Annotated in this window: 7 protein-coding genes and 1 pseudogene; 2 read left to right on the top strand and 6 right to left on the bottom strand. The window is 47.8% G+C overall.

The genetic code is table 11. The features are described from left to right. A partial coding sequence (locus V6575_RS23195) for an integrase core domain-containing protein (protein ID WP_340277876.1) occupies positions 1-350 on the top strand: 350 nt, incomplete at its 5' end. Then, positions 351-1,154 carry an AAA family ATPase gene (locus tag V6575_RS23190; protein ID WP_340277880.1) on the top strand — a complete coding sequence of 268 codons (804 nt, stop codon included), beginning with the start codon at positions 351-353 and terminating at the stop codon, positions 1,152-1,154. It abuts the gene before it with no gap. Positions 1,155-1,766: 612 nt separating this feature from the next. On the opposite strand, the gene V6575_RS23185 is transcribed toward V6575_RS23190, so the two are convergent. The 6 genes and pseudogenes from V6575_RS23185 to V6575_RS23160 all read right to left on the bottom strand — a co-directional run bounded on the left by V6575_RS23185 (position 1,767) and on the right by V6575_RS23160 (position 7,675). Next, complete coding sequence (locus V6575_RS23185; RefSeq protein WP_340277874.1) at positions 1,767-3,929, bottom strand: S8 family serine peptidase; 2,163 nt, start codon at positions 3,927-3,929, stop codon at positions 1,767-1,769. Between the two features lie 3 nt (positions 3,930-3,932). Continuing rightward, positions 3,933-4,883, bottom strand: a complete 951-nt coding sequence (locus tag V6575_RS23180) for a trypsin-like serine peptidase (RefSeq protein ID WP_340277872.1) — start codon at positions 4,881-4,883, stop codon at positions 3,933-3,935. Positions 4,884-4,961: 78 nt separating this feature from the next. Continuing rightward, a complete protein-coding gene (locus V6575_RS23175) occupies positions 4,962-6,587 on the bottom strand; it encodes a hypothetical protein (protein WP_340277870.1) in 1,626 nt (541 codons plus the stop codon). An 89-nt stretch (positions 6,588-6,676) separates the two neighbouring features. Continuing rightward, positions 6,677-6,802 (bottom strand): annotated as a pseudogene (locus V6575_RS23170) (transposase); the annotation flags it as partial. 328 nt (positions 6,803-7,130) lie between these two features. After that, on the bottom strand, positions 7,131-7,424 hold the full coding sequence (locus tag V6575_RS23165; RefSeq protein ID WP_340277868.1) for a type II toxin-antitoxin system RelE/ParE family toxin: 294 nt from the start codon (positions 7,422-7,424) through the stop codon (positions 7,131-7,133). Further along, positions 7,421-7,675: a type II toxin-antitoxin system ParD family antitoxin gene (locus tag V6575_RS23160; protein ID WP_340277878.1), complete on the bottom strand. Its 255-nt coding sequence runs from the start codon at positions 7,673-7,675 to the stop codon at positions 7,421-7,423. The genes V6575_RS23165 and V6575_RS23160 overlap by 4 nt, the downstream gene beginning before the upstream one ends. Between the last annotated feature and the right edge of the window lie 240 nt (positions 7,676-7,915).

The following is a 7,915-nucleotide window of genomic DNA, read 5'->3' as shown; positions in this document are numbered from 1 at the left end:
CGGCGGATCGCGTTATCCGCTGCTTGAACCAGATCATCGAGTGGCGTGGAAGGCCCAAAACTATACGTGTTGATAATGGACCCGAATATGTCAGTGGCAAGTTGATGACCTGGGCCGAAAAGCATGGAGTTCGGCTTGAATACATCCAGCCCGGCAAACCACAACAGAACGCTTATATCGAGCGCTATAACCGTACCGTTGGAGGCGAATGGTTGGGTCAATGCATCTTTGAAACAATTGAGGAGGCGCAGGAACAAGCAACTGAATGGCTCTGGACTTACAACAACGAGCGACCCAACATGGGCATTGGCGGCATAACGCCCGCCATGAAACTCAAAATGGCCGCGTGAATTCTACCACTGAGCCCCACTAAAAATGGGGAGATTACCGGAACACCGTTCCGCGATCTGATCAACGATTGTGGCGCATCCCACCTGACCGAAATCCACCGGCAGCGGGAAGATTGGCAGAAGCAAGCATCCCGCGATCTGGCAGCTAGACACATGGGCAAGGCAGTCCAGGTCTACGAAGCGCATGATGCAGTCCACCGGGAAGACGGTCAGGACGCGGCCATTGAGGCACTCGTTGAAGCCTACGTTATGGATGCATCCGCCAATGGCTCAAAAACCAGCCGTCTTGCCTTTGCACATCGCCGCAAGGATGTTCATGCTCTTAATCAGGCTATCCGCGCGTCCCTGTTTGACAGCGACGATCCATCCTCTGAAACGCTCCTTCGAACGGAAACGGGCCAGCGCGCATTTACCGCTGGTGACCGCATCGTCTTCGGACGCAACGACAAAGATTTGGGGGTCAAGAATGGCATGCTCGGAACGGTGGAAACCGTCGATCAGCAATCGATCATTATCAAACTCGACGGTGATGAGGCTCGCAAAGTGACATTTGACCCAAGCGCCTATCGCCACTTCGATCACGGCTACGCCGTTACCATCCACAAATCACAGGGAGCGACAGTCGACAATGCCTATGTTCTTGCGTCTCAGTCCATGGATGAACACTTATCTTACGTCGCCCTGACGCGGCACCGCGATCAAATGAATCTCTATATTGATCGCTCCGACCAACCAAAGTGGGATGCACCAACTCGTCCACAAACTTGGTATTTTGACCAAACCCGGAACAGACAAACGATGTGACGACCTATACCAGTTTGCCAACATGGTGGCCGCTCAAAAACTTGTCCACCAACCACACCAGGATTTTTCCCAAAGCGAAATTGCGAGTTTGTACTGTAGAAGTTGAGACTTGATCTGAAATCTCGGTTTTCGAGCTGAGGGTTACCGGCTTTGATGGTTGTGACCAAACAATCACCTCAAGCCCAATAGGTAACCCTCATTTCCGAGAGTAACGATCGGATCATCAAACACAAAGTCGTCCTTCTGAACCTGGCCGAGGCGAGAACTGGAGGAAGGACTACAACACAACCAGGCCACATACATCCTAGAGTGGGATCGCCCTGGCCGGGTATGCAAGACAACTCATCACAAGCTGGCCTGCTTCGCATGCGCGGGACGCTTCGAATGCCCATTCGCTGTCCTAAGCCCATCATCGCTGGGTTTCCAACCGCATTGGATAATGAGATTTAACCAGCGTGCCCGACTTGGGACCGTGTGAGCTTTTCAATTGAAAACGCCCAATGAGAAAGTTCGTGCTATCGGAGCGGAGAACAATTGAGGCCAAGAACATGCATCGCCAAACTGCTAAGGATCGAGCTGTCTTCGACGAAGTTGGCGATCTTACAGGCTAGATTAATTTGTCGAGTTTGCCGGAATTATGTCTACAATCATGTGAGCAGGAACTGAAATACTCTTCTTGTCATCGGAAAATTCAATTGAGTCGATTTCCTGGAGTGTATCGATTGTCATTTTCAAGTCATTTGGATGAACTACGCGGAAATTTTTTAAAGTAACCCGTGCGTCCGGCTTTAAGGAACAGGTTTCATCAAACTCATTGATCCTTGTTCCGGCTCGGTTTCCTACGAGGTAACGTACTCTTATATTACCGCTGTCGTCCTTAAAGATATTGGCTTTTTTTATCACTCTATTCCTGATTTTCAATCTGCTACTTATTCTTTCGTCATTGCAAATATTACTCAAAATTGATTTTGATTCTCTCAAATTCCCAGCCAATAAATATTTCGTGGTATTTTCCATTTCAACTTCCAATACATCCAAGTTGAACAAGACTGCTTTAGCGGGATTTAGCCGTCCAGAGTACTTAACCTGGTCGCCCAAACTTGGATCAAAATCAGTTGCGGCGATTATTCTTGATCTAAGCTTGCGAGAATCACCCAGGAAGCCAGCTTGTTTCACCAAACCGGCGGTAAAACTGGCAAGTGGTGCCGCGTAGGATGTTCCGTGCACCTCCTCCAATTCTGATGCGGACAAATTGGTTGTGGCGACGATTTGGCAACCAGGAGCCAGTATATCCACGTATTCTGCAGAATAGGTTGTGGATGGCAAAACGTCGCCATATCTATTGTGAGCACCCACCACGAGCATATTCTGAAGTTGGTAAAATGCTGGAAATCTTTGAATATCTTCCACTCTTCCGTCTAGGTTGCCGGATGGCACGACAAGTAGAATGCTTAAATTATCGGGAAGTGTGCCATATATGGTTTTAAAATCATCGTCCTCATCTTCGTGCGACAAGCTCAAGTTGACTATATTTGGACGACTTTCTTGAGTAACCCATCTCATTATTGCCGTGATGTTCCGACGGTCATCTATGACTTGCTTCTGGACATCCGTTTCACTGACTTCTGTTATTCTTGCAAAACCCATGCGGATTGCTCTTTGCTCCGCGAATTTTTCTCCAAAAACAGGGAAACCCAGCGCAACAGAAGCTACCTTTGTCCCGTGAAGCCGCGTCACGCTAGACAAATCTATTTCGTCTTGTATCAACGACTGCAGACTTTCATCACCGGCAACCACCGCACCGTTCTCTATTCCAACACCTATTTCACCATCTTGATCAAAATGAACCATTTCGTTACCGACAAGTGCAGTAAGCGCACTCCTTCGCATACCAGTATCAACAACAACTATACTGCCAGCTTGCGATCCAACTCTCGAGGAATTGACTTCTTTTGCGATTGCATTTGCGATGAGCAAGGACTTTTTATCAAATGGCCAACTGCCCATTTGCAGGTGTCTTGGCCCACAACTTTGTTCGGAAGTTTCTCCGGCCTCAAGCCTCAACGGCTCTACTATGCCAATTTCAACGTGGTTCCGCGACCTTACGTTGAAGGCCTCTGCAAGCGATGAAACGGTTACATGTGGCCTTAAGACGCCACGCGTGGCGTACGTATGATAAGGTAGGAGTACTACTTGCCCCGCCTTGAGAAGGTGCCTGCTACAAAAATCTGCCGACATTCCTTCACAAAACGGGTTGCTGTCAGCGATATGCTGCAGAGTCTTTCTGCCCGAGTATACGTAGTTATTTTTGGCAATCGACCATAGAGTGTCGCCATCTGAAGCAACGATCTTCGCACTTCCAGTTTTGATGCAAAACGGAATACTTAGCTGTAATCCGTCGCTGAATTCTCCGGGACTATTTCCGTTATTGTTTGCCCAATTTGGGTTGAAGCCAAGTATAGTTTGCTTGAGAAAGTTTTTTTCGCGGCTATTGTACAATGGTCCACAGTGTATTCTAACTACGTCATCTAAGTTTTTAATCTCAGACCCTAGCCTTATCGTCTTAGGACGCAGCTTCAACGCCAACGCTTTTACTTGCCTTAACTTAGGATAAGCTTCCGATTGCAGTAATACTTCGTTGGGAAGCAGGTCAGTCTTGGGAAAAAGTCCGGCTGAGGCATCTTCGGCAGCTGCTTGTGAAAGCGGAAACTTGAGCACCGTCCAAAGTATTATAACGATTGTAAATCTATAGCTCAACGAGTAACTGCTCAACATAAACTAATCTTTATTTGAGAGACTTGAAATAAAATCCGAGCGCTCCAAAATATCAGAAATTCCGGTTGCGTAGTTTCCGGGTCCACCCCGAAGGCAGTTTCCTGATGAATGGACCCCAACGATTTGGCCCTTTTTGTTTCGGATAGCAGCTCCTGATGAGCCTGGGAGCGTATCTAGGTCTGAATAAAACACAATTCCGTTTTTCTTCGAACCTACGGTCCCACCTGCCACTTTAAGGGGCTCCCCTCCGGGGTGCTGAAACATTAGTAACGGATCGCCAACGGACACGCCCTTTACCGACACTTCCGCGCTTTCATACTTTTCTTTGAGAATTTGCATCGTTCTAGCGTTGGGAACGATCTCCAAGACCGAATAGTCAAGGCCATTCTCTAGCTTGAGGTCGACAATATTTTTTATTTTAAAAACGTCGGCTCCGTCTTCACCTTCAAGAAATCCAAAATGTACCTCAAGCAGTGTCGCCAATGTTTCCGCATTCGCCGGCACTATCTTCCCACTTTTTGGTCTCAGAGGAACCAAAACTGGTGGCTTAGTAGGGAACCGACCCTCGAATGGCTGCAAACAATGACCGGCGGTGAGGATATAGTGTGTCCCCACCAATGTTCCAGAACACCAAGACCTACCCGCCAGGTCAAAGTGCCTATATCCTAAGCTGGTAAGCTGACCGTCAAATGCACTTGCCGAACGCCATCTTAACTGGACCGAAGAAACGCTGTGTTTTTCAACATACTGGCGAGAAAGATCTAAGATAGTTTCGTCTTGATACTCCTTTACTCTGAATACTTCGAAACCTGAACCGCACTGGCCTTCGAGGGTAAGAGCACCTATACCTAGCGGTAAAGAATAAGTGGTGGCCGACGTTTCTGATTGAGCATGAACTGGCGTTATGACAGTTAAAAAAAGAAACCCGAAAAGCTTACAAAAAGTTTGGAACATGCGGAATCTCTCCAATCTACTCTGCTGCCAGTTCTAGTTAGTTTCCGGTTCTCCCATTGGCCGTTTCTTCTCGTCGCTTCAAGGCGCAATAAGTTGACTATATGGCCGCGGCAACCCGGCACTTTCCGCGAGGTAGTTAGCCTCTTGTTGCTTGTTTTGCACCTCGTTTAGTTTCGTGAGGCGCTCCCTTGCACTCGTTTCGGCTGGAAGCTGCATATATTCATTGATTAAGATATCTGCGAACAATTTTGTTTGAGCAGCAATCAGCCTTGCCGACTCCTGTGCGTGTTGCTCTTGCAGCTCTTGTTGGGCCCTAGCGGCGATTGCCTCAGGATTTAGTGCCTGTTTCAATTCGCCTTTAGATTCTTCGAGTATTTCGGATATCGTTTTTAGAAATTGACTCCCTTCTTTGGTCTCCCTGAAGATCAGAGATACATTGAAGGGTTCAATTACATTATTTCCAAACTTCTTTTTGCTGTCTTCGCTTAAAATGAATATCTCTGCCTCTGCATCGACCCTAGCCCTCGCTAGTTGAAATTTGGATTCAATAAATGCTCTTTTGGAATGAAGGTTGGCCAATTCAGCATTGCTTCTTAATTCTTTTTCTCGCCTGTTCACCTGCCTAACCGCCGCTGCAATCTTGGCATCGTCAATATTTGTAGCGGTTTCTTTCGATGAATCGAGCACTGCCTTCTCGTATGCATCGTCTCTGATCAGAAACAGCTTTTTCTCTTGATCCTCTATTTCTTTCAGTTCCCCCAGCATCTCCAGGAGCTTTTCATTTCCATCGATACCTTCGATTATCGTTTCAATATCAGGCCCAAACAAAGGTTGGTTCTTGGTGTTTTCTAGTGTCTCTATTTGAGCCGCGATCGCCGCGACTGCCTTGACTTGAGCTCCAGCAGCACTGCTAAGCGGAGGCAACGACAACCATTTGGAGGGCATACCACGAAGGCTAGCTCCTGACCTATTGGTTGGACGCGCGACATTACTGAACGGGTAGAGTGCGACTGCAAACGCCTCGCTGCCATTGCTAGTTTCGAACTTCACCTCGATAATTAGCTCGCGTCTCTTCTGATCTTTAACATCAGTCGAGCGGTCATCAAGGCGGGTATTGTAGTCGAATTGACCTGGGATGAGCCTCATGTTTGAGTTGTCCGGAGAAAAACTGATCCAGTATTCAGCATAGATCCCGGGCTCGGAGACAAGCGACACATCGTTGACGAACTCCCGCGCGATTTCAGCATTGTCATTGTTGCGCTTGGTGAAGTAGCTGACTGCCGCGTCTGAACCACGATCGCCGAACCTCCCACGCACAAAAACGAGACACTTGTTCTTTATATAAGGACTAACTCGACCATCCTTGCCGATCTGATAAAATCCATCTACCGCAAGTGTCGCCTCGGTCGTTGAAACTTTGTCTGCAGCGGCTTTCGCTACAGCACGCGACGTGAACTCGACGCCTTTATCGATAATTTTTGGAATGAAAATTGCGGCCAAGGAGCCAAACAGCGTGCCAAGAAATTCTTCCTCACCTTCTGGCAAAACAATCTCGGGGGGCGGGTCACTGATCGTGCATTGGTCTCTGAGAAATAGCCGCGATTCCCACACTTGTTGCGCTTGCGCCAATTGCAACGGCGCAAATGTGAATAACAGAGCAAAAGAACACGTTGCTACGCGCCGTAACGACATCTGAAAAGTCATGGTAATACCCCCGAAAAAATAGGCCCCACTAGAAATTTCAAAATTGATCTTAAACAAATTGCAAATACTGAATCAACGTAATTTTGTTGCTTACCACCATAGGCAGGCTGATCTGACAACCCACGCCGCCTGCAAGCGTCGGCCGTCTTCTGGCCTCTCTCCTGCTCCTGCAAAATGCCGATGATCTGTTCTTCTGTGAACCTTGAACGCTTCATTCCGTCCGTCTCCTAATTGATGTGCTCCCTCTAAGTGCCCTCGATTTGAGTTAGAGTTTTCCGTAACGATTTTCCTGGCTGGGAAAAAGCAGTCATAAGAGATTTCAAAAAGATGCGTGATCGCGGACTGAACTTCCCGCAGATGACTGAATATGAGGCTCGTTATGCAGCTTCCGATTGAACGAAAAATGAAATTTTTTTGCTTGTGATTATTCTGAAGCGATCTAAGTCCCTGCCGTTCGAATTCTAAAAATTTAGGCACTGGTGATCCACTAGAGAACCGCTGGACCAAAAAACGCAAATTCAGTGAAGAGCAGATCAGCCGTTGTCAGACAGGTGTAGCAGTCCAGTCCTCACGCGCATGTCGAACACGCACGACAAGAACGTTTTTGTTGGCATCAACCTGATAGACTATTAAGTGAGACCCATGCGGATGAACCCGCATGGGTGGAATCAGTTCTAAACATTCCCGCGCGAGGTATGGATTGTGCCCAAGGGTCTCGAACACACTCTCCAGTTCGAGGTGATAACGCTCCGCCTGCGCTTCCCCAAAGGTTTCCAGGCCTTCAAGATAAATCGTGATCACATCCTCTTCGGCCTTGCCGGTAAGCTGATAGCTCATGATCCGTTGGGGCTGAGACCTGCTTTTTCACGGGCCAGCTGGCGAATGTCGTTCATCGAGAGCGTACTGACTCCACTGTCCAGTCCCTCATCAATCAGTTTTTGCATTTCTTCAATCTTTGATTTGCGCTCCTGATCATGACGGATCAGGTCGCGCACATAGTCGCTGACATTTGCGTAACGGCCAGTTTCAAGTTGTGTTTCAACCCATTCTTTCATCGGATCGGGCAGCGATACGTTCATGGTTGCCATGGCAAGCACCTCCTTATTCTCTTCATTATGACAGGATTTGGCAAAGATTGCCATTATTCCATTTCAAGGATCATTTTGAAGCTCAAAGGCAGCTACATGCCTTTGAGAGGTAGTGATCCTCCCCCTTTGAAGTGGTCCTCCGCTATGTTTAGGAAAACGGAGGAAACACATGACCAACAAGCGACCAAAGCCGGAGGAGATTGTTACGAAGTTACGGCAGGTTGAGGTTCTGACGGGGCA

This window comes from Roseibium algae, assembly GCF_037783265.1.
In the GTDB taxonomy this organism is placed as follows: domain Bacteria; phylum Pseudomonadota; class Alphaproteobacteria; order Rhizobiales; family Stappiaceae; genus Roseibium; species Roseibium algae.
This window is presented reverse-complemented; position numbering and strand designations above follow the sequence as displayed.